This is a genomic window from Streptomyces sp. NPDC093510 (assembly GCF_040683555.1).
GTDB lineage: Bacteria > Actinomycetota > Actinomycetes > Streptomycetales > Streptomycetaceae > Streptomyces.
Window position 1 is genome coordinate 108,420 of record NZ_JBFBEE010000016.1, and the last position, 22,296, is coordinate 130,715.

General features: G+C 71.1%; 15 protein-coding genes. 2 read left to right on the forward strand and 13 right to left on the reverse strand.

The annotated features are described in order from the left end of the window. Positions 1-21 precede the first annotated feature (21 nt). The 6 genes from serA to AB0N81_RS25900 all read right to left on the reverse strand — a co-directional run bounded on the left by serA (position 22) and on the right by AB0N81_RS25900 (position 9,951). Positions 22-1,626 (reverse strand): phosphoglycerate dehydrogenase, encoded by a 1,605-nt coding sequence (gene serA / locus AB0N81_RS25875; protein WP_365362252.1) that lies wholly within the window; start codon positions 1,624-1,626, stop codon positions 22-24. Between the two features lie 224 nt (positions 1,627-1,850). Further along, positions 1,851-2,852, reverse strand: coding sequence for a ketol-acid reductoisomerase (gene ilvC / locus AB0N81_RS25880; protein WP_365362254.1), 1,002 nt, complete (start codon positions 2,850-2,852; stop codon positions 1,851-1,853). Between the two features lie 93 nt (positions 2,853-2,945). Beyond that, a complete protein-coding gene (ilvN, locus tag AB0N81_RS25885; RefSeq protein ID WP_365362256.1) occupies positions 2,946-3,473 on the reverse strand; it encodes an acetolactate synthase small subunit in 528 nt (175 codons plus the stop codon). 29 nt (positions 3,474-3,502) lie between these two features. Beyond that, on the reverse strand, positions 3,503-5,350 hold the full coding sequence (locus tag AB0N81_RS25890) for an acetolactate synthase large subunit (protein ID WP_365362258.1): 1,848 nt from the start codon (positions 5,348-5,350) through the stop codon (positions 3,503-3,505). A 233-nt stretch (positions 5,351-5,583) separates the two neighbouring features. Beyond that, complete coding sequence (locus AB0N81_RS25895) at positions 5,584-8,610, reverse strand: EAL domain-containing protein (RefSeq protein ID WP_365362423.1); 3,027 nt, start codon at positions 8,608-8,610, stop codon at positions 5,584-5,586. 387 nt (positions 8,611-8,997) lie between these two features. After that, positions 8,998-9,951 (reverse strand): 2-hydroxyacid dehydrogenase, encoded by a 954-nt coding sequence (locus AB0N81_RS25900; RefSeq protein ID WP_365362260.1) that lies wholly within the window; start codon positions 9,949-9,951, stop codon positions 8,998-9,000. Between the two features lie 117 nt (positions 9,952-10,068). Here AB0N81_RS25900 and AB0N81_RS25905 point away from each other — a divergent pair, with 117 nt between their 5' ends. Together AB0N81_RS25905 and AB0N81_RS25910 are read left to right on the forward strand one after the other, a co-directional pair. After that, positions 10,069-11,097: an aldo/keto reductase gene (locus AB0N81_RS25905; protein WP_365362425.1), complete on the forward strand. Its 1,029-nt coding sequence runs from the start codon at positions 10,069-10,071 to the stop codon at positions 11,095-11,097. 149 nt (positions 11,098-11,246) lie between these two features. Continuing rightward, positions 11,247-12,377 (forward strand): PQQ-dependent sugar dehydrogenase, encoded by a 1,131-nt coding sequence (locus AB0N81_RS25910; RefSeq protein ID WP_365362262.1) that lies wholly within the window; start codon positions 11,247-11,249, stop codon positions 12,375-12,377. Between the two features lies 1 nt (position 12,378). Here AB0N81_RS25910 and AB0N81_RS25915 read toward each other — a convergent pair whose 3' ends face one another. The 7 genes from AB0N81_RS25915 to AB0N81_RS25945 form a co-directional block, all read right to left on the reverse strand. Continuing rightward, positions 12,379-12,624: a DUF6191 domain-containing protein gene (locus AB0N81_RS25915; protein ID WP_365362264.1), complete on the reverse strand. Its 246-nt coding sequence runs from the start codon at positions 12,622-12,624 to the stop codon at positions 12,379-12,381. A gap of 79 nt (positions 12,625-12,703) precedes the next feature. Then, on the reverse strand, positions 12,704-15,850 hold the full coding sequence (locus AB0N81_RS25920; RefSeq protein WP_365362266.1) for an AAA family ATPase: 3,147 nt from the start codon (positions 15,848-15,850) through the stop codon (positions 12,704-12,706). Between the two features lie 34 nt (positions 15,851-15,884). After that, positions 15,885-16,085 carry a hypothetical protein gene (locus tag AB0N81_RS25925; protein WP_365362268.1) on the reverse strand — a complete coding sequence of 67 codons (201 nt, stop codon included), beginning with the start codon at positions 16,083-16,085 and terminating at the stop codon, positions 15,885-15,887. A 197-nt stretch (positions 16,086-16,282) separates the two neighbouring features. After that, positions 16,283-16,963, reverse strand: coding sequence for a hypothetical protein (locus tag AB0N81_RS25930; protein WP_365362270.1), 681 nt, complete (start codon positions 16,961-16,963; stop codon positions 16,283-16,285). 35 nt (positions 16,964-16,998) lie between these two features. Next, complete coding sequence (locus tag AB0N81_RS25935; protein WP_365362272.1) at positions 16,999-17,556, reverse strand: GNAT family protein; 558 nt, start codon at positions 17,554-17,556, stop codon at positions 16,999-17,001. After that, complete coding sequence (locus AB0N81_RS25940) at positions 17,525-19,786, reverse strand: MMPL family transporter (protein WP_365362274.1); 2,262 nt, start codon at positions 19,784-19,786, stop codon at positions 17,525-17,527. The genes AB0N81_RS25935 and AB0N81_RS25940 overlap by 32 nt, the downstream gene beginning before the upstream one ends. Before the next feature lie 236 nt (positions 19,787-20,022). Further along, the gene (locus AB0N81_RS25945) at positions 20,023-22,158 is read right to left on the reverse strand and encodes a phosphocholine-specific phospholipase C (RefSeq protein WP_365362275.1); all 2,136 of its coding nucleotides are present in this window, start codon (positions 22,156-22,158) and stop codon (positions 20,023-20,025) included. Positions 22,159-22,296: the final 138 nt, after the last annotated feature.

A 22,296-nucleotide genomic window follows, 5' to 3' on the forward strand; every position in this document is an offset into this window, starting at 1 on the left:
CGGCGCCGCCCGGCAGAACCCCTAGTCCGTGAGGTCCACCGCGCGAGCGGACTCCGCGCCGATCTCCTCGGCCAGCTCGTTCAGCACCGGCTGCGGAACGTTGTCGTCCACGGTGAGGACGGCGAGCGCCTCCCCGCCGACGTCGGCGCGAGCGACCTGCATGCCCGCGATGTTGACGCCCGCCTCGCCGAGGACGCGGCCGACGGTGCCGACGACACCCGGACGGTCGGCGTACCGCAGGACGACCATGTGGTCGGCGAGCGCCAGGTCCACGTCGTACTCACCGATGGCGACGATCTTCTGGAGGTGCTTCGGGCCGGCCAGCGTGCCGGAGACCGCGATCTCCTCGCCGCCGGAGAGCGTGCCGCGCACGGTCACCACGTTGCGGTGGTCGGGCGACTCGGAGCTCGTGGTGAGGCGGACCTCGACGCCGCGCTCCTGGGCGAACAGCGGCGCGTTCACGTAACTCACCGTCTCGTCGACGACGTCCTCGAACACGCCCTTCAGCGCGGACAGTTCGAGCACCTTCACGTCGTGCTGGGTGATCTCGCCGTACACCTCGACGTCGAGGCGGGCCGCGACCTCCTGGGCGAGGGCCGTGAAGATGCGGCCGAGCTTCTCGGCGAGCGGCAGGCCGGGACGGACGTCCTCGGCGATGACACCGCCCTGCACGTTCACCGCGTCGGGCACGAGCTCACCGGCGAGGGCGAGACGCACCGACTTGGCGACGGCGATGCCCGCCTTCTCCTGCGCCTCGTCCGTGGAGGCGCCGAGGTGCGGGGTGCAGACGACCTGGTCGAACTGGAAGAGCGGGGAGTCCGTGCAGGGCTCCTTCGCGTACACATCCAGGCCGGCGCCGGCGACGCGGCCCTCCTTGAGGGCGGAGTGCAGCGCCTCCTCGTCGACGATCCCGCCGCGCGCGGCGTTGACGATGCGGACGGTCGGCTTGACCTTGTGCAGCGCCTCGTCACCGATGAGGCCGAGGGTCTCGGGGGTCTTGGGCAGGTGGACGGTGATGAAGTCGGAGACTTCGAGGAGCTCGTCCAGGGACAGCACCTTCACGCCCATCTGGGCGGCGCGGGCGGGCTGCACATACGGGTCGTAGGCGACGACCTTCATGCCGAAGGCGCTCATGCGCTGGGCGACGAGGGCGCCGATGCGGCCGAGGCCGACGACACCGAGGGTCTTCTCGGCGAGCTCGACACCCGTGTACTTCGAGCGCTTCCACTCGCCGTTCTTCAGGGCGGTGTTGGCCTGGGGGATGTTGCGCGCGGTGGCCAGGAGCAGGCCGCAGGCCAGCTCGGCGGCCGTGACGATGTTCGAGGTCGGGGCGTTCACGACCATCACGCCGGCCTTGGTGGCGGCGGACACGTCGACGTTGTCCAGACCGACGCCCGCGCGGGCGACGACCTTCAGCTTCTTGGCGGCGGCGATGGCCTCGGCGTCGACCTTGGTCGCGGAGCGGACCAGGATCGCGTCGACATCGGCGATGGCGGGCAGCAGCTCGGCGCGGTCCCCGCCGTTGCACTGGCGGATCTCGAAGTCCGGGCCCAGCGCGTCGACGGTGGCGGGCGACAGCTCTTCGGCGATGAGTACGACGGGTTTGCCGGTGGCAGCAGTGCTCACGTGAGTCCTCACAAGTCCCTTGCGGACGGCCGTCCCGACGGCCGCAGGCGGAGTCGCTTAGCCGCGTGGAAGACGCACGACGCTGTGGGCCCGACGCGAATGTTGAACAGAAGTGTAGTGGCGCCACGGGCGTCGTCGTGCTCCTCGGTGGAAGGATCACTCGTCCGTGGCTGGACACGATGGACAAGGGCCGGGGCAGTTGCCCCGGCCCTTGCCGTCACGACTTACGCGTCGTCGTCGTTGACCCAGCTCATGAGCTTGCGCAGCTCCTTGCCGGTGGTCTCCAGGAGGTGGTTCTCGTCCTGGGTCTTGTACTCGTTGTACTTCTTCAGACCGCCGTGGTACTCGTCCATCCACTGCTTGGCGAACGTGCCGTCCTGGATCTCGGCGAGGACCTTCTTCATCTCGGCCTTGGTGGCGTCCGTGATGATCCGCGGGCCGGTGATGTAGTCGCCCCACTCCGCGGTCTCGGAGACGGACCAGCGCATCTTCTCCAGGCCGCCCTCGTACATGAGGTCCACGATCAGCTTCAGCTCGTGGAGGCACTCGAAGTACGCGATCTCCGGCTGGTAGCCCGCCTCGGTCAGCGTCTCGAAGCCCGCCTTGACCAGCGCGGCGGTGCCGCCGCAGAGCACGGCCTGCTCACCGAACAGGTCGGTCTCGGTCTCCTCGGTGAAGGTCGTCTTGATGACGCCCGCACGCGTGCCGCCGATGCCCTTGGCGTACGAGAGCGCCAGCTGGAAGCCGTTGCCGGTGGCGTCCTGCTCGACGGCCGCGATACACGGAACGCCGCGGCCCTCCTCGTACTGGCGGCGGACCAGGTGGCCCGGGCCCTTCGGGGCGACCATGCAGACGTCGACGCCCTCGGGAGCCTTGATGAAGCCGAAGCGGATGTTCAGGCCGTGGCCGAAGAACAGCGCGTCGCCGTCCTTGAGGTTGTCCTTGATGGACTCCTCGTAGACCTGGGCCTGGATCGGGTCCGGCACCAGGATCATGATGACGTCGGCCTCGGCCGCCGCCTCGGACGGGGTGACGACGCGCAGGCCCTGCTCCTCGGCCTTGGCCTTGGACTTGGAGCCCTCGTGCAGACCGACGCGGACGTCGACACCCGAGTCACGGAGCGACAGCGCGTGGGCGTGGCCCTGGCTGCCGTAACCGATGACCGCGACCTTGCGGCCCTGGATGATGGACAGGTCGGCGTCGTCGTCGTAGAACAGCTCGGCCACTGGGAATCTCCTATGTGTGCTGGTGTTGCGTCCCACCGTACGGCGGGCGGGGGAAGGGAAGTCTGCCGGTCTCGCCATGCGGTCCGGTTCCGGCTACGCGCTCCGGTCGAGCGCCCGCAGGCTGCGGTCCGTGATGGAGCGCGAGCCGCGGCCGATCGCGATGGTGCCGGACTGCACGAGCTCCTTGATGCCGAAGGGCTCCAGCATCTTGAGCATGGCCTCCAGCTTGTCGCTGCTGCCTGTCGCCTCGATGGTGACCGCCTCCGGGGAGACGTCCACGGTCTTGGCGCGGAACAGCTGGACGATCTCGACGATCTGGGAGCGGGTCTCGTTGTCGGCGCGGACCTTCGCAAGGACGAGTTCGCGGGCCACGGCGGCGCCCGGCTCCAGCTCGACGATCTTCAGGACGTTGACGAGCTTGTTGAGCTGCTTCGTGACCTGTTCGAGCGGCAGGTCGTCGACGTTCACCACGATGGTGATGCGGGAGATGTCGGGGTGCTCGGTGACACCCACGGCGAGCGAGTCGATGTTGAAGCCGCGGCGCGAGAACAGGGCGGTGATCCGGGCGAGGACACCCGGCTTGTTCTCGACCAGGACGGAGAGCGTGTGCTTGGTGGACATGACGCGTGGTCTCTCTTTCGCTCTCGGTCTCAGTCGTCTTCGTTGTCGCCGAAGTCGGGGCGGACCCCGAGGGCGGCCATGACCTCGTCGTTCGAGGTGCCTGCGGCGACCATCGGCCAGACCTGGGCGTCCTCGTGGACGATGAAGTCGACGACGACGGGGCGGTCGTTGATGGCGTTCGCCTCGGCGATGACCTTGTCCAGGTCCTCGGGCCGCTCGCAGCGCAGCGCCACGCAGCCCATGGCCTCCGACAGCTTCACGAAGTCGGGGACGCGGGTGCCCTTGTTGGGGCCGATGTCCTCGGGACCGCTGTGCAGGACGGTGTTGGAGTAACGCTGGTTGTAGAACAGGGTCTGCCACTGGCGGACCATCCCGAGGGCGCCGTTGTTGATGATGGCGACCTTGATCGGGATGTTGTTCAGGGCGCAGGTGGTGAGCTCCTGATTGGTCATCTGGAAGCAGCCGTCGCCGTCGATCGCCCAGACCGTGCGGTCCGGCCGGCCGGCCTTGGCGCCCATCGCGGCCGGCACCGCGTAGCCCATCGTCCCTGCGCCGCCGGAGTTGAGCCAGGTGGCGGGCTTCTCGTACTCGATGAAGTGCGCGGCCCACATCTGGTGCTGGCCGACGCCCGCCGCGAAGATCGTGCCCTCCGGGGCGAGCTGCCCGACGCGCTCGATGACGTGCTGCGGGGAGAGCGAGCCGTCCTCGGGCTGGGTGTAGCCGAGGGGGTAGGTGTCGCGCCAGCGGTTGAGGTCGCTCCACCAGGCGGTGTAGTCACCCGTGTGGCCCTCGGTGTGCTCGGCCTGGACGGCCTGGACGAGGTCGGCGATGACCTCGCGGGCGTCACCGACGATCGGCACGTCGGCGGCGCGGTTCTTGCCGATCTCGGCGGGGTCGATGTCGGCGTGGACGATCTTCGCGTACGGGGCGAAGCTGTCCAGCTTGCCGGTGACGCGGTCGTCGAAGCGGGCTCCGAGGGCGACGATCAGGTCGGCCTTCTGCAGCGCGGTGACGGCGGTGACCGCACCGTGCATGCCCGGCATTCCCACGTGCAGCGGGTGGCTGTCGGGGAATGCGCCGAGCGCCATCAGTGTGGTGGTGACGGGCGCTCCGGTGAGCTCTGCCAGGACCTTCAGCTCGGCGGTGGCCTGCGCCTTGATGACGCCTCCGCCGACGTACAGGACCGGGCGCTTGGCCGCCGTGATGAGCTTGGCGGCCTCGCGGATCTGCTTGGCGTGCGGCTTGGTCACCGGGCGGTAGCCGGGCAGGTCCTGCTGCGGCGGCCAGGAGAACGTCGTCTGCGCCTGCAGCGCGTCCTTCGCGATGTCCACGAGGACGGGACCCGGGCGGCCGGTCGAGGCGATGTGGAAGGCCTCGGCGATGGTGCGGGGGATGTCCTCGGCCTTGGTGACCAGGAAGTTGTGCTTGGTGATCGGCATCGTGATGCCGACGATGTCCGCCTCCTGGAAGGCGTCCGTGCCGATGGCCTTGGAGGCCACCTGGCCGGTGATCGCCACCATCGGGACGGAGTCCATGTGGGCGTCGGCGATCGGGGTGACCAGGTTGGTGGCGCCGGGGCCGCTCGTCGCCATGCAGACGCCGACCTTGCCGGTGGCCTGCGCGTACCCGGTGGCCGCGTGGCCCGCGCCCTGCTCGTGACGGACCAGGACGTGCCGCACCCGGGTGGAGTCCATCATCGGGTCGTAGGCCGGAAGGATGGCTCCGCCGGGGATGCCGAACACCGTGTCGGCCCCGACTTCCTCGAGAGAACGAATCAGGGACTGCGCACCCGTGACGTGCTCGACGGGGGCGGACGGCTGTCCTGAGGATCGGGGCCGCGGCTGCGGGTGGTGGGCCCCGGTGGCCTGCTCGGTCATCGGCATTCTCTTCTCGAAGCTGAGGGTTTTTGCGGGGTGTTTGCGGGGGTTTGGCAGGTGCCAGTGCAACAAAAAACCCCTCGTGCCGTGAGGCAAGCGAGGGGAGCGCGCCGGGTGCGGTCGCTGGGATCCGGTGTTCGGACCGGTCGGTCCCAGCTTCAGCCGACGCGCTTTCCAAGTACGAGAATTCGGGTGCGCATGGCATTGACCCTCCCCCCGGCACGCAGTACCTGTCAAGTAGGTGGGATGGGGGTCTCATTATGTGAACGGGCGTAGGGCGAGGGGCCGCTCGCGTACGTCCCCGGGGAGCCGCCCGCGAACGGCCCGGAGGAACCGCCCGCGTAAGGCCCGGAGGACCCGCCCGCGTACGTCGCCGACGCCACCCCGCCGTACCCACCCGGACGGCCGCCCGCGAGCACCGGCTCGGCCGGGCCGCGCGGCACCGGATAGTCGCCGGTCGAGAGCGCCCGGCGCAGCCGGTACTCGTCGAGGGGCCCGGAGAACGCCATCCCCTGCCCGTGCGTGCAGCCCATCGCGCGCAGGGCGACGACCTGCTCGGGCAGGTCGACGCCGTCGGCCACGGAGACGAGCCCCAGGTCGTTCGCGATGCGCAGCAGACCGGCGGTGATCTTGTGCAGCCGCGCGGACTCGACGACGCCCTCGATCAGGCCCCGGTCCAGCTTCAGCACGTCGATGGGGAGCCGGCGCAGCGCTGTGATCGCGGCGTACCCACTGCCGAAGCCGTCGAGCGCGATGCGCACACCGAGCCTGCGCAGGGACGCCAGGCGCCGCTCCAGCTCGTCGAACGAGACCCGCGGGTCGCTGTCGGCGAGCTCGATGATGAGCGCTCCGGAGGGCAGGCCGTGCCGGGTCAGGAGCGCCTCGATGGAGCCCATGGGCATGGAGCGGTCCAGCAGGCGGCGCGCGCTCATCCGGACGGCGACGGGCACCGCGTGACCGGCCCTGCAGCGCTCCGCGGCCTGCTCGACGGCCTCCTCGAACATCCAGCGGCCGAGCTCCGCCGCACGCTTGCCGTCCTTGGCCTCGCCGGACTCGGACACCCGCAGGAACTCCGCGGGCGTGAAGAGGATGCCCTGCGACGAGCGCCAGCGGGCCTGCGCCGCGACCGCTGTGATCCGGCCATCGTCCAGGGAGACCACGGGCTGGTGGAGCAGGGTGAACTCACCGTCGTGCAGGGCGGCGCGCAGCCGGGTGGCGAGCTCCGCCTTGCGGACGACGTCGGCCTGCATCTGCGGTGCGTACAGCTCGACGCGGCCCTTGCCTGCGGCCTTGGCGCGGTACATCGCGAGGTCGGCGTTGCGGAGCAACTCCCCAGCTCCGATGCCTGGTTCGGCGAAGGACACGCCGATGGACGCCGCTACGCGCACGTCGTTCCCGTCGATGGCGTAGGGCTGGGACAGGGTGATTCTCAGCCGGTCGGCGAGCTCATAGATGTGCCGTTCTCTCGCGGCCTGGTCCCGGGTCCCGTCGCCGACGATGAGGGCCGCGAACTCATCGCCGCCGAGCCGGGAGGCGGTGTCGCCCGAACGCACCGCCTCCTGAAGTCTGCGCGCGGCCTGGATGAGGAGCTCGTCCCCGGCCTGGTGTCCGATGGTGTCGTTGACGGCCTTGAAGCCGTCGAGGTCGATGAAGAGCACGGCCGTGCCGCGGTCGGTCACTCTGCGGCCGGTCAGTGCCTGGCTCACGCGCCGGGTGAACAGGGCGCGGTTGGGCAGGTCGGTGAGCGGGTCGTGTTCGGCGTTGTGCTGCAACTGGGCCTGGAGGCGGACCCGTTCGGTCACGTCTCTGCTGTTGAAGATGAGGCCGCCCTGGTGGCGGTTGACGGTGGATTCCACGTTCAGCCAGTCGCCGTCGCCGGACTTGAAGCGGCACTCGATGCGGGTGGTGGGCTCTTCCACGGGGTTGGCCGCGAGGAATCTGCGGACCTCGTGGACGACCCGGCCCAGGTCCTCCGGGTGCATGAGCGAGGCGAGTTCGGAGCCGACGAGCTCTTCGGCGTCGCGGCCGTAGACCCCGGCGGCGGCCGGGCTCACGTACCGCAGGATGCCGTTCGGGGCGGCGATCATGATGACGTCGCTGGAGCCCTGGACCAGGGACCTGAAGTGGTTCTCCTTCTGGGCCAGTTCCTGGGTGAGCGTGATGTTGTCCAGGAGCATGATGCCCTGGCGCACCACGAGGGCGAGCACCACGGTGCCGGCGGTGAAGAGCACGACGCGGTCGACACTGCGGCCGTTCAGTACGTTGTAGAGGATGCCCAGCGTGCAGACGGCTGCGGCCAGGTACGGCGTGAGGGCGGCCAGCGATCCGGCGATCGGACGGGTGCCCGCGGCCCGCGGCTCCTCTGGCCCGCTGTCGTACTGCACGCGCGCGGGGCCTGTCCCGCGCGCTCCGTGCACATGCCAGGGCGCGGCCCATGGGGCGTACGCGAGGAGCAGCGAGCCCGCGAACCAACCGGCGTCCAGCATCTGGCCGGAGCGGTAACTGGTGTGCAGCAGTGGCGAGGTGAACAGCGCGTCGCACATCACTGTCAGGGCGAGCGCGCCGATCGCGGTGTTCACCGCCGAGCGGTTGGCGGACGACCGTCTGAAGTGCAGCGCCAGGACCATGCTGACCAGCGCGATGTCGAGAAGCGGGTAGGCGAGGGAGAGCGCGGCGTACACGGCGCTCTGCCCCTCGAACTGCGTGTTGTGCGCGAGCGCCAGGCTCCAGGTGAGCGTGAGGAGCGAGCCCCCGATGAGCCACGAGTCGAGGGCCAGGCAGCCCCAACCCGCCTTCGTCACCGGGCGCTTGGCGAGCACGAGCAGTCCGATGATGGCCGGCGGGGCGAAGCAGAGGAAGAAGAGGTCGTCGAGGCCGGGGCCGGGCGGTACTTTCTGCCCGAGTACGACCTCGTACCAGCCCCAGACCCCGTTCCCACAGGCCGCCATCGCGGAGGAGACCGCGAAGAGCAGCCATGCGGGTCGAAAGCGGCTGCGGCGGGTGCGGGAGTAGCGGAAGCAGGAGATCGCGGCTGCCGCGGCCGCGATGCTCAGCCCGAAGTCGCCCATGATCAGGGCGAGTCGGTCCGATCCCCAGCCGAGCGCCGAACCGGTGGCGTACCCCCCGCAGAGCAGCAGGAGCACCAGCTGGGAGAAGATGCCGCGGCCACCGGGCAGCGGGCGCCGCACCAGCGACAACCTGGGCGACAGCGCCACCACCCCTCCGTCGAGGACGGGGGTCGAGGTCGGGCGGGCACTCACCGGGCCGCCCTCGTCCGCGCCGCCCCCGTGTCCGCCCGGCGCGCGCGTCGGCCGGGCCGACAGGGGCGCTGGGGCGTGCGGCGGCGGCCGCTCGTGCGGCTCCCGGCTCGCCTGCGTCTGCGGGCCGGTGCGCGCCAGAGGCGCCGGCTGCGGTCCCGTCGCGTCGGATCGTTCGCCCATAGGCCGTACATCGCCCGTCGCCCCCCTCGCAGTCTGATGTCTCAATCCCCGGCGCCGAACGGTCCACGGCGCATCCCCTGTCGGGACGATACACCAGACTCGTCACTCAGGGACATAGCTCCTCTACGCTCCGTGACTGTCGACGGGAAAGCGAACACATGGCGCACACGGTCGGGCGCGGAGCGTGCGCACATCGCTGCGGGACGATCAACTGCCCGTTGTCAGCACCACGTTGTCGAGCGGCTGTCCGGCCACGTACTTGGCCACTTGTGCGGCCAGCAGACGCTGGGCGCGGGGCCGGAACGCCGACGTGGAGCCGCCCACGTGCGGGCTGACAAATGCCCCTGGAGCGTGCCACAGGGGGTGACCTGCGGGCAGCGGTTCCGGATCGGTCACGTCGAGGGCGGCGGTGAGACGTCCGGACTCCAGTTCGGCGAGGAGCGCCTTGGTGTCGACGACGGGGCCGCGGGCGACGTTCACGAGCAGCGCGCCGTCCTTCATGCGGGCCAGGAAGTCGGCGCCCACCAGCCCGCGGGTGGTCTCGGTGAGCGGCGTCGAGAGGATGACGACGTCCGCTTCGGGCAGCAGGGAGGGCAGGTCGGCGAGCGGATGCACGGGACCGCGCTCCGTGGCACGGGCAGAGCGCGCGACGCGCGCCACCCGCGCGCATTCGAAGGGGGTGAGCCTGTCCTCGATGGCGGACCCGATCGATCCGTAGCCCACGATGAGCACGGACTTGTCCGCGAGCGCCGGATAGAACCCGGACCGCCACTCCTCTTTCCGCTGTCCCTCCACGAAGCGCGGGATGCCGCGCAGCGAGGCGAGGGTCAGGGTGAGCGCGAGCTCGGCGGTGCTCGCCTCGTGCACACCGCGGGCGTTGCACAGGCGTACGCCGGGCGCGAGGAACTTGATCCCCGGTTCCACGTGGTCGATCCCCGCGGTCAGTGTCTGTACGACGCGCACGGCCGTCATCGCGGGCAAGGGGCGTACGGCGATCTCGGTGCCCTTCATATAGGGCACCGCATAGAAGGCGCAGTCGGCCGGGTCCGCGGGGAACTCCGGGCCCCCGTCCCAGAAGCGGTAGGTGAGGCCCGCTTCGGAGGCCTCGGGCAGCCCTTGGATCTCGTGCGCGTCAAACGGGAGCCATACATCTGTCGTCATGGCCTGGAGGCTAGTGCGCGCCGGCGCGCGCGGGGCTCGGGAGGGCAGCGGTCGGGGCCGCGGGCGCAGCGGTTAGTTTGGATGATCTCCGAACCAGGAGTGGGAGGGTACGGCCAGGTGGAGCGCAGGACGATCGGCGCGGGGGCGCTCGAAGTGGGCGCCGTCGGACTCGGCTGCATGCCGATGAGCTGGGCGTACACCGGCTCGCGGCAGCGCGGCGACGCGTCGTTGCGCACCGTGCACGCGGCACTGGACGCCGTCGGCGCGGCCGGGGGCGGCGGGGGGCTGCTGCTGGAGACGGCGGACATGTACGGGCCCTTCACCAATGAGCTGTTGATCGGCAGGGTGCTGAGGGAGCGGCGCGCGGAGGCGTTCGTGTCGACGAAGTGCGGGCTGCTCGTGGGCGAGCAGCACATCGTCGCCAACGGCCGCCCCGGCTATGTGAGACGGGCCTGCGACGCATCGCTGCGGCGGCTGCAGACGGAGACCATAGACCTCTATCAGCTGCACCGCGCCGACCCCGAGGTGCCCATAGAGGAGACCTGGGGCGCGATGGCCGACCTCGTGGCCGCGGGGAAGGTGCGAGCGCTGGGTCTGTGCGCGGTGGGGGCGCGCGCTCGTCGGCGGTCTGCGCCGGGGCGGCCGGGGCCGGGTCTGCACGACGCGACGATCAGCCAGCTGGAGCGGGTGCAGCAGGTCTTTCCGGTGAGCGCGGTGCAGGCCGAGCTGTCGGTGTGGTCGCCGGAGGCGCTCGACGCGCTGCTGCCGTGGTGTGTGGCGCGCGGAGTCGGGCTGCTCGCCGCGATGCCGCTGGGGAACGGTTTCCTCACGGGCACGCTGAAGCCCGGCCAGGGTTTCGAACCGGACGACCTGCGGGCCCGCCACCCGCGCTTCACCGCCGAGATGATGGCGGCCAACCAGCCGCTGGTGGTGGGGCTGCGCCGGGTGGCCGAGCGGCACGGGGCGACGCCGGCGCAGGTCGCGCTGGCGTGGGTCCTCGCGCAGGGCCGGCACGTGGTGCCGGTGCCCGGTGCCAAGCGGGAGCGCTGGGCGGTCGAGAACGCCGGGGCGGCCGCGGTGCGGCTGACGGAGGCGGACCTGGCGGAGATCGCGGCGCTGCCTGCCGCGCAGGGGTCGTGGGACTGAGCCGCTGCCCCGCCGTCACCGGGACGGCTCCGGGCCCGCGGTCTCGTAGTGGTGGTTCGGGAACCTGAGCGGCGCGAGCGGTGTATGAACAGGGGAAGCGCTGCGTCGAAGGGACACTGATCGTGCAACGACCTGCTGTTACGGCCGTGATGGCCGCTGCCTCCCTCGTGTTCGCGGCCGGGTGCTCGTCCGGCGACGACGAGCCGGACCGCCGCGAGAGCCCGCCGAAGCGGGAGACGTCCAGCCAGTCCCCCACCGGAAAGGCGGGCGCCGAGGCCCCGCCCGAGAAGGGCTCCGCGAAGGTCACCCGCACTCTCGCCACGGGCCTCAAGTCCCCCTGGGGCCTCGCGCCGCTGCCCGGCGGTGATCTGCTGGTGTCCTCGCGCGACGAGGGGACGATCACCCGCGTCGACGGGAAGACGGGCAAGAAGACGGAGCTCGGCTCGGTGCCGGGCGTCTCCCCCGGCGGCGAGGGCGGCCTGATGGGGCTCGCGCTCTCTCCTTCGTACGCATCGGACCATATGGTGTACGCGTACTTCACGACGGAGTCCGACAACCGCATCGCCCGCATGCTGTACGACGAGAAGAAGCCCTCGGGCGAGCAGTTGGGCGCTCCCGACACGGTCTTCAAGGGCATCCCGAAGGGCATGATCCACAACGGTGGCCGGATCGCCTTCGGACCGGACAAGATGCTGTACGCGGGTGCGGGGGAAACGGGTGAGACGGACCTCGCGCAGGACAAGAAGTCCCTGGGCGGCAAGATCCTCCGCCTCACCCCGGACGGCGAGCCGGCCCCCGGCAATCCCTCCGGCGACTCCGCCGTCTACTCCCTCGGTCACCGCAATGTGCAGGGCCTGGCCTGGGACGAGCAGAAGCGGCTGTGGGCCTCGGAGTTCGGCCAGGACACCTGGGACGAGCTGAACGAGATCACGGCCGGCGGAAACTACGGCTGGCCGGAGGTCGAGGGCAAGGAGAGCAAGGAGGGGTTCCGGGACCCGGTCGCCCAGTGGAAGACCTCCGAGGCCTCACCGAGCGGTGTGGCCTATGCCGAGGGCTCGGTCTGGATGGCGGGTCTGCGCGGTGAGCGGCTGTGGCGCGTCCCGGTGCGGGGCGTGGACGGCGAACCGGAGCCGCAGGCGTTCCTCAAGGGCGAGCACGGGCGTCTGCGCACGGTGGTCGCGGCGGGCGGCGACAAGCTGTGGCTGGTCACCAATGAGACGGACTCGCGGGGCACGCCGGAGAAGGGGGACGACAAGATCCTCGAGGTGCGGGTGAAGTAGCTCAGCGGCCCGGCTCGTCGAGGCGGGGAATCTCCTCGGAGTCCGGCGCATCGTTTTCGTCCTCGTCGCCGTCACCGCGGGGCGACGGGACGGGTGGGCGTACGACCACCTTGCCCGAGGTCAGGTCTATCGGGCCGCGCCCCGGGTCACCGTCGGCGAGGTCGACGCGGGTCATCTCCAGGCGCTTCTGCTCGTCGTCGGTGTGCTTGCGCCCCGGCGCGAACAGGGCCTCGATCGCGTTGAACACTGCGCCTCCCAGGGGCAGAGATCCTCAGTCAAGCGTAAGCGAGGCCGCCCGAAACGGGCCCTGAGCGGAAACGTGCAGGTCAGCGCTGCACGACCTGCTCGTCGGCGGTCTCGTCGGCGGTTTCGTCCGCGGTGGGGAACAGCCGTAGCCGGTGGGCGAGCGCGGCGGCCTCGCCACGGCCGGTGACGGACAGCTTGGCGAGGATGTTGGAGACGTGGACGCTCGCGGTCTTCGGGGAGATGAAGAGCTCCTCGGCGATCTGGCGGTTGCTGCGGCCCACCGCGACGAGCCGCAGGACGTCCCGCTCCCGGCTGGTCAGGCCCAGCGCCTCGGCGGGGTGGGCCGGGGCGGCGGGGGTGCGGGCGGTCTCGGCGGGGTTCAGGGAGAGGCGGGCGCGCCGGGCCAGTCCGGTGATGGCGTCGGAGAGCGGCCGGGCGCCCAGCCGGTCGGCCACTTCCCCGGCCTCCCGCAGCAGTTGCGCGGCGCGGTCCCGGTCGGTGGTGTCCGGGGCGAGGAGGGACTCGGCCAGGCGAAGGCGGGCCTGGGCGAGGTCGTAGGGGCGGTCGAGGGGTTCGAGGGTGGTGACGACGGTGATCCAGTCGGCGGGGCGGTCGCGGCCCTCGGCGCGCGCGAGTTCGGCGCGGGTCCATTCGTCGTAGGCGCGCCAGAGCGGGATGGGGGTGGCCAGGGACTTGGTGGCGCCGCGGATGCGTGCGAGGGCGGCGGGGCGGCCCTGCTCGGCGGCGGGCAGGCCGCGGGCGTCGGCCTCCATCGAGGCGGCGGCGAGCAGCAGGGGCCAGCAGTACTTGTAGGTGCCGAAGGGGAGGCCGTCGGCGAGTCCGCGTTCGACCTCGGCGCGGCCGTCGAGGATGCGGCCATCGGCGGCGGCGAGACCGAGGGCGATGCGGATGAGGACGAGGAGGTACTGCGGCTGCGGATCGTGGGTGCCGAGGTGCTGGTGGGCGGTGTGCATGTGGCGGGCGGCAGCGGCGTACTCGCCGCGGTACAGCGCCATGCGCGCGGATCGTTCGGCGGCCGAGACGCGGGGCTTTGAACTCTGCACGCAGCGTTGGGTGCGGGCGACGGCGTCGGCCGCCTCGTCCCAGCGGCCGAGGGAGATGAGGGACTCGGCGACGTTGGCCCAGACCCAGCCCTCGGTGTCCACCAGGCCGTACTTCCGGCAGAACTCGATGCCCTCCATCCCGACCCGTACGGCTTCGGCGGAGCGGCCGACGCCTTCGAGGGAGGAGGGCAGGTTGATGTGGACCCGGCTGAGGTTGGTGACCAGGGCGTCCCGGACGACGCGGTCCCTGACCTCGTACATCTCGGTGAGGCCCGCCTCGGGGTCGCCCGCTTCGATGAGGAGGGCGCCGCGGGTGAGGCGGGCGTTGAGCTCGATGGTGTCGGCCTTGACCATGCGGGCGTACTCGACGGCGCGTTCGGCGGCGGCGAGGGTCTCGGGGCCCGGGTCGTGCAGCATGCCCCAGGAGGCGCGGTGGACGAGGACGTCGGCGTGCACCTCGGAGGGCGGCAGGCCGCGCATCAGCTCCTCGGCCTTGGCGATCTCCGTCCAGCCGTCGCCGCGGCCGAGGGTGGAGACGAGCCGGGAGCGGGCCACCCAGAACCAGGCGGCGCGGTGGGGGTCGTTCTCGCCTTCGAGGAGTCGCAGCGCGCGCTTGGTGATCTTCAGGGAGCGTTCGCGTTCGCCGCAGAGGCGTCCGGCGACCGTGGCCTCGGCCATCAGGTCCAGATAGCGCAGCGGGGCGGTGGCGGGCTCGCAGCCGCTGGGGGTCCCCCCACGCCCTTCAGGCAGTGGGGGAGGGTAGCCCTCCACGTAGTCGGCGGGGCGCAGCTCTTCGCGTACGGACTCGGGGGCGTCGTCCCACAGTTCCATCGCCCGTTCCAGGAGGCGCAGTTGTTCGGCGTAGGCGTGCCGGTGGCGGGCCTGGACGGAGGCGCCGAGGACGGCGGGCAGGGCCTTGGCCGCGTCGTGCGCGTAGTACCAGTAGGTGGCGAGGCGGGCGGCGCGCTGGTCGGCGGCGACGAGCGAGGGGTCGGCCTCCAGGGCCTCGGCGAAGCGGCGGTTGATGCGGGAGCGCTCGCCGGGGAGCAAGTCGTCGCTGACCGCCTCGCGGACCAGGGAGTGCCGGAAGCGGTAGCCGTCGCCGTCCGGGGACGCGAGCAGGATGTTGGCGCCGACGGCGGCCCGCAGCGCCTCGATGAGGTCGTCCTCGTCGAGTCCGGCGACCTCGGCGAGCAGTTCGTACTCGACGGTGGAGCCGCCCTCGGCGACGATCCGCGCCACCCGCTGGGTGTCCTCGGGCAGCTCCTCCACGCGGACGAGGAGCAGGTCGCGCAGGGAGTCCGTGAGGCCCGCGCAGCTGTTGCCGTGGGAGGCGACGGCGAGCTCCTCGACGAAAAAGGCGTTGCCGTCGGAGCGGTCGAATATGTCGTCGACCAGGGCCCGTTCGGGTTCGGTGGCGAGTATCCCGGCCATCTGGCGGGCGACTTCGTCCTTGCTGAAGCGGCTCAGCTCGACGCGGCGCACCGTGCGCAGCCGGTCCAGTTCGGCGAGGAGGGGGCGCAGCGGGTGGCGGCGGTGGATGTCGTCGGCGCGGTAGGTGGCGAGGAGGACGAGGCGGCCGCCGCGCAGCGTGCGGAAGAGATAGGCGAGGAGGTGTCGGGTCGAGGCGTCGGCCCAGTGCAGGTCCTCCAGGGCGACGACGACGGTGCGGTCGCGGGAGAGGCGTTCCAGGAGGCGTGCGGTGAGTTCGAAGAGGCGGGCCGTGCCCTCGTCGGACCGGCCGCCGGGTGCGTGCCCGTGCGGTGCGGGTCCTGCGAGTTCGGGCAGCAGCCTGGCGAGTTCCTCCTCCTGTCCCTCGGCCGCGGCGGCCAGTTCGTCGGGGAGCCGGCGGCGCAGTGAGCGCAGCGCGGTGGAGAAGGGGGCGAACGGCAGGCCGTCGGCGCCGATCTCCACGCAGCCGCCGACCGCGACGACGGCGCCCTGCTCCTCGGCGGCCGCGGCGAACTCCTCGACGAGGCGGGTCTTGCCGACCCCCGCCTCGCCGCCGAGCAGCAACGCCTGCGGCTCGCCCGGGCCGGGGGCCCCGGCTCCTTCGAGCGGGGTGCCCGTGGCGCGGGCGAGCGCTTCGTTCAGTACGCCCAGTTCATCGGCGCGGCCGATGAACACCGGGCTCACGGACCTGGTCTCCACAGCCGTGAGCATCGCACAGTGCACTGTGAGCTCTCGAGCGGCCGTCTCAGGCGGCCCGTGTGAAGCGGAGCCTGTCCCGTGTGAAGCGGCTTCTCCAGAGCGTCGTACTCACCCGCCCCTCGGCTTCGTGGCGGGCCGAACGGCGGGCGGCGGCACGGATCTTGCGGGCCTCGCCGAGCAGGCGGTGGCGGTCGGCCTCGCGGCTCAGCTCGGCGGCGCGCATCTGGTGCATCTCGTACTCGAACATCTCGTGCCCCTCGGGTTGTCGGTGGTATCGCCGGGGTCGTTCCCTGCGATGTCTCCACTTTCTTCTCCCAGGGGGGTCGCCCACATCGGGCGGGTGCCGCATCTCTTGGGGGCCGGGGGGCCTTAGGTACGACGAGGGGCGGGGCAGGGGCCTTAGCCCCTGCCCCGCCCCTGCCTTACGTGCGCCGGACCGGAGGCTCAGGAAGGTGCCGACGGCAGTCCGAGCAGCAGGTCGGAGTACTTGGCGACGGCGAGGATCAGTCCGATCACGCCGAGCGCGACGCCCGCCCACGCCACGGACTTGATCCACGGCGCCTGCTCCCTGCCGGGGGCGCCGAACGCGGGCCTGACCAGCACCAAGAAGCCGACGACCAGCGCGGCGGCCGCGAAGAAGCCGGCGATCAGCGCGGTGGCCTGCCAGGAGTCGCCGTACATGGCCTGGAGCTGGTCGGAGACGCTCGCGGACTGCTTGGTCTCCAGCTGTCCCATGATGTTCGAGCGCGCCCCGGCGATCGTGCCGAGCCAGCCTCCGGAGAGGCCGATCACGCCGAGTGCGGCGGAGACGACGGCCGCGGCGCCCTGGCCGACGCCGGTGGACCTGGCGGGAGCCACGTCGGCATCCGCCTCGTCGTCGGCGTCAACGTCGGCATCGGCATCGGCATCGGCATCGGCATCGGTATCGGCCGTCGCGTCGTCCGCCGCGTCATCGTCCTTGTCCCCCACCACGGGGTTGGTTTCCTCGGGCCCGGCGGCGTCGGCCGCGTCGGACTTCGTGACGTCGACCGTGTCCGGCTTCCCGGCCCCGGTCACTTCGTCGGCCTCGGCCCCGGTCCCGGCCGTGCCTTTGGCACCGGCCGCGTCATCTGTCTTAGTACCCATGCCCCGCACCGTACGGACGGAGTCTGAGAGCTCTCTTAACGCGCGTCCCGCGCGGCTCGCCACTCCGGGGCGAGGACGGACCAGACCTCCATGTCGTGCCGCACTCCCTGCCAGGGGAAGCTCTCCCGCAGCACGCCGTCCTTGGTGAAGCCGAGCCGCTTGGCGGCCGCCTTGCTGCGGTCGTTGAGGGAGGACACCAGCCACTCGATCCGGTGCATGCCGCGCTGGTCGACGGCCCAGTCGATGAGAATCCGGGATGCCTTGTTGACCAGGCCACGCCCGGCCGCCGACGGTTCGAGCCAGACGCCGATCTCGCAGCCGTCGACGCTCGTGTCGAAGATCCGGAAGAGGACGCCGCCGACGAGGGTGCCGTCCAGCCAGATGCCGTAGAAGCGTCCGGTGTCGGATGCCTGCTTGTCCGCGTACGTCTGGAGGTGCTTCCGCGCGGATTCGAGGTCCCGCACGGTGGCGGTGAAGGGCACCCACGGCCCCGCGTACTCCCGCGCCCGCTCGACGTGCTCGAGGAACTCCTGCGCCTGCCACGGTTCGAGCGGCCGCAGCTCAGCGCCCTCGGCCAGCGATATCGCGAACATCCTGCTCCTTCAGCTCACTCACGTCTTCGGCAACGTCCAGCTGTCCGGGGATCTTCGCATGTCCGCCACGCGTGTTCGAACGACATTCGGGCGGCTCGATGCTGATGCGCGGCAGCAGGCGGTCCAGCCGGCGCGGCAGCCACCAGTTGGCGCCGCCGAGCAGGTGCATCAGGGCCGGCACGAGCAGCGTGCGCAGCACGAAGGCGTCGAGGGCGACGGCCGCCGCGAGCGCGATGCCGAACATCGCGATGACCCGGTCGCCGCTGAGGACGAAGGCGAGGAAGACCGAAATCATGATCACTGCCGCGGAGTTGATCACGCGGCTGGTCTCGGCGAGGCCGACGCGGACGGCTCGCCGGTTGTCGCCGGTCTCCAGCCACTCCTCGTACATGCGGCTGACCAGGAAGACCTGGTAGTCCATGGAGAGCCCGAAGAGGACGGACACCATGATCACCGGAAGGAAGGGCTCGATCGGCCCGGCCCTGCCGAGTCCCAGCAGTTCGCTCCCCCAGCCCCACTGGAAGATCGCGACGACGACCCCGAACGCGGAGGCGACGGCGGCGACGTTCATCGCGGCGGCCTTGAGGGGGATGCCGATGGACCTGAAGGCCAGCAGGAGCAGGACACAGCCGAGTCCGATGACCACGCCCACGAAGAGCGGCAGCTTGCCGACGATGACCTCCGCGAAGTCGTCGTAGCTCGCGGTGACGCCGCCGACGGACACGTCCAGGGAGCTGTCGGCCTCCTCCTTGGGAAGGACGTCGTCACGCAGTCGGTCGACAAGTGCGCTGGTCCTCTCGGACTGGGGCGCGGAGTCGGGGACGACGGTGAGGAAGACGGCGCGACCGTTGTCCCCGTACGTCGCCGGGCTCACGGAGGCGACACCTTCGGTCGACCTCAGCGTCGTGGCGAGGTCGTCGACGGCCATCCGGTCGCCTGCTCCGTAGACCTCGCTGACGAGGGTGAGCGGCCCGTTCACACCGGCCCCGAAACCGTCGGCCAAGAGGTCGTACGCCTGGCGGGTGGTGGCCTTGGCCGGGTTGTTGCCCTGGTCGGAGGTGCCCAGGTGCAGGCCGAGCGTGGGCAGCGCGAGCACGGCCATGACGAGGACGGCGACGGCGCCGAGCAGCCTGGGGTGGCGCTCCACGAAGGCGGCCCAGCGGGCGGCGAGCCCGGTCGGCAGTTCCGGTTCGGGACCATGGGCGGCGATCCTGCGGCGTTCGCGACGGCTGAGGGCGCGCGGACCGATCAGGCCGAGGAGCGCGGGCAGCAGGGTCACGGAGGCCGCGACGGTGAGGACGACGGTCAGCGAGGCGGCGATGGCGACGCCGTTGAGGAAGCCGAGCCGCAGGATGAGCATGCCGAGCAGGGCGATGCAGACGGTGGCGCCCGCGAAGACGACGGCGCGCCCGGTGGTGGCGACCGCGCGCTCGGCGGCGTCGGCCACGGACAGGCCGCGTTTCAGGCCCTTGCGGTGCCGGGTGACGATGAAGAGGGCGTAGTCGATGCCGACGCCGAGGCCGATCAGGGTGCCGAGCATCGGCGCGAAGTCGGCGACGGTCATCACGTGGCCCAGCAGCACGATGCCCGCGTAGGCCGTGCCGACGGACACCAGGGCGGTGGCGATGGGCAGGGCGGAGGCGGCGAGCGAGCCGAAGGCGAGGAAGAGGACGACGGCGGCGACGGCCACCCCGACGATCTCGGCGACCTGGGCGCTCTTGGACTCGGTGAGCCCGATGGCGGTGCCGCCGAGCTCGACCTGCAGCCGGTCGGAGCCTGCGGCCCTCGCGGTGTCGACGACGGCCTGGGCGTCGGCCCTGTCCATGTCGTCGGCCTGCTCGCGGAAGGTGACGGTGGCGTACGCCGTGCGGCCGTCCGCGCTGACCCGGCCGGTGTCCTTGCCGTCGTACGGCCCGACGACGGACGCCACAGCGGGCAGTCCGGCGATTCTGTCGAGGGCGCCGGACATCGTCTGCTCGACGTCGGCGGCGCGGACGGTGGTGCCGGGAGCGGTGTGCCAGACGACGGTGTCGCTGTCGCCGCCGAGGCCGTGGAAGTTCTCGTTGAGGAGCTGGGTCGCGCGGCCCGACTCGGTTCCCGGGACCTCGTAGTCGTTCGAGTACGCGGATCCGGCGACGGCGGCGGCCGCCGCTGTGCCGCCGAGAGTGAGGAGCCACAGCAGGACGACGACGAGTCGGTGCCTGACGCACCACCGGGCGAGTGCTGCCACGGACTGGCTCCCTGAATGGTTCGTGGATCTTCATCGGGAGCGACAGTCGATCAACTGGACAGCCCGCAAAGAACGCATGAGTGGCGACATGAGCGCCGCAGTCACTTTGACAGCCCTTGATGATCGTTGGTCCGTTTCGTGGCCATGCTCACAAGAGCACAAGGCGTGCGCGGAGACACCAGGGGCACCTCCGCGCACCCGTGCACGCCGATGGCCGGCCCGAGACGCTCGGGCGGTCAGCCCGAGACGCTCGCGCGGCCGTTCTCTATGTGGCCCATGAGGCGACGGCGGAAGGCGGTGTCGCGGTCGGTGGTCACCTCGACGTCGTACCACCCGTGCTCGTCGGCGGTGTGCCAGGCGACCGTACGGCTGCTGCGCGCCTTGACGCGGACGGTCCGCGTGCGGCGCCTGACGTCGTCCTCGTCCACGTAGCCGAGCGGCTTCACCGTGAAGACGAGGTCGTGGCGGCCCCGGTTGGCCAGGGTGAGGTGGAGCTCGCGGCGGGTGACCGCCGAGGCGAGCCGCGCGCCGCCGTCCTTGGCACCCCGGCCGTCCTTGCCGTCCGTGCCGGGCTTGGCGCCCTCGAACTCGCGCCGGAAGCCGTTCGGCCCGGTGACGGTGAAGGCGTACGTGCCCCCCGGCACCGGCACGGTCCAGGAGCCCTTGCGCACGACGTCCTGGTGGAGCGGGATCGTGAACTCACCGGCGTACGGGTAGAGCGCGAAGTGCGCGCTGGAGCTGCCGCCGTTGCGCAGCCGCACCGTGAGTGCGCCGTCCTCGGCGGGCGTCACGTCGGCGTCGGGCTGATAGGGCAGCGGGCGGGCGCGACGGGTGCCCGGCTCCTGGACCGGCATCGTCTGCTTCAGGGGCGGCTGCGGGGCCCAGCGGCCGCTGAAGCCGGGGATGGCGCCCGGCTGGTCGAGGTCGGGCCTGCGGTGGCCGCGCCGGAAGTCGAAGGCGCCGGTGAGGTCGCCGGTGACCTTGCGGCGCCAGGCGCTGATGTTGGGCTCCCGCACGCCGGTCCACTTCTCCAGGAAGCGCACTACGGAGGTGTGGTCGAAGACTTCGGAGCAGACGTATCCGCCGACCGTCCACGGGGAGACGACGAGCATCGGCACGCGCGCGCCGAGGCCGGTCGGCTTCCCCTCCCAGCGCTCCTCCTTCTCCTCTGCGGAGTCGCCGCCGGGCACGGGCGGCGGGACGTGGTCGAAGAAGCCGTCGTTCTCGTCGTAGTTGATGAAGACGGCGGTGCGGCGCCAGACGTCCGGGTGGGAGGCGAGGGCGTCGAGCACCTTGTAGACGATGGTCGCGCTGTGGATGGGCGAGGAGACGCTGGGGTGCTCGGAGTCCACCGCGGACGGCACCAGGTAGGTGACCTTCGCGAGCTTGCCGCCCGCGACGTCCTTGGCGAACTCCTCGGCGAGCTTGCCGGTCGGCACGCGCCGCAGGCCGCGTTCGAAGAGCGACCGCTCGCTCCTGGTGAGGGTCGCGGCGCCCTCCTCCAGGGTGGCGAGCAGCTTGGCGCGCTCGGCCTCGTCCTTCGCGTCGCGCACCTTGGCGTAGAAGGCCTCCATGAAGGTGAGGCCCGTCTTGGCCAGGGCCTTGCGGGCGATGGCCTTGAAGGTGGTGAAGAACTCGATCTGGTTGTCGGTGAAGTTCTCCCACTCCGTGTACGTACGCCAGCTCACGCCCGCCTTCTCCAGGCGCTCGGCGTACGTCCCCCAGCCGTAGCCGGGATGCGTGCCCTCGTTGTACGCGTCGTTGCCGACGGCCCGCTTGCCGTTCGCCTCGTAACCCGTCTTTCCGCTCCACAGGTGGTTGCGGTTGGGGCTGGTGGAGGTGTGGATGGACGAGTGGTAGGCGTCGCAGACGGTGAACGTGTCGGCGAGTTCGTAGTGCAGCGGGATGTCCTCGCGCGTGTAGTACGCCATGGTGGCCGCCGTCTTGGCGGTGATCCAGCCGTCCATCCACCCGTCGTGCCACGCCTTGGCGCCGCCGCTCCAGGAGTGGTCGAGCGCGCCGATGTACTGGAGGTCCTTCTTCTGCGTCTCGGCGGCCTGCCGGACGGGGAAGGGCAGGATCGTGCGCAGCGCGGCCGGCTGCTCGAAGACCGTCTTCCCGCCGGGCAGCCGGATGGCGTTGCGGTCACCGAAGCCGCGGACTCCACGCAGGGAGCCGAAGTAGTGGTCGAAGGACCGGTTCTCCTGCATCAGGATCACCACGTGCTCGATCTTGTCGAGACCGCCGTCCTTCGGCGGCTCCTGCGCGAGCGCCTCCTGCAGCGAAGGCGGCAGGAAAGAGCCGACGGCGGCGGCGCCGAGCGCGCCGCCGCCGATCGCCATCAGGCGTCTGCGCGAAATCTCCGGAGTCACGTGCGACCTCCCAGTAGTCCTGGCCAACATCCAATGGTTCTCTGCTGATCCATTGACCTGTTCGGCGGGGACGCTAGTGACGCCCGGTTTCCTTGTGAAGGCCGCGGGACGAAGTCGGGGTGAACGTCCAAGTGTTCA

Bases quoted from the DNA above. Each gene is read 5' to 3' on its own strand.
- ilvN (WP_365362256.1), bottom strand. From the start codon at position 3,473: ATGTCCACCAAGCACACGCTCTCCGTCCTGGTCGAGAACAAGCCGGGT.
- AB0N81_RS25890 (WP_365362258.1), bottom strand. From the start codon at position 5,350: ATGACCGAGCAGGCCACCGGGGCCCACCACCCGCAGCCGCGGCCCCGA.
- AB0N81_RS25900 (WP_365362260.1), bottom strand. From the start codon at position 9,951: ATGACGACAGATGTATGGCTCCCGTTTGACGCGCACGAGATCCAAGGG.
- AB0N81_RS25910 (WP_365362262.1), top strand. From the start codon at position 11,247: ATGGCCGCTGCCTCCCTCGTGTTCGCGGCCGGGTGCTCGTCCGGCGAC.
- AB0N81_RS25920 (WP_365362266.1), bottom strand. From the start codon at position 15,850: ATGCTCACGGCTGTGGAGACCAGGTCCGTGAGCCCGGTGTTCATCGGC.
- AB0N81_RS25925 (WP_365362268.1), bottom strand. From the start codon at position 16,085: ATGTTCGAGTACGAGATGCACCAGATGCGCGCCGCCGAGCTGAGCCGC.
- AB0N81_RS25930 (WP_365362270.1), bottom strand. From the start codon at position 16,963: ATGGGTACTAAGACAGATGACGCGGCCGGTGCCAAAGGCACGGCCGGG.
- AB0N81_RS25935 (WP_365362272.1), bottom strand. From the start codon at position 17,556: ATGTTCGCGATATCGCTGGCCGAGGGCGCTGAGCTGCGGCCGCTCGAA.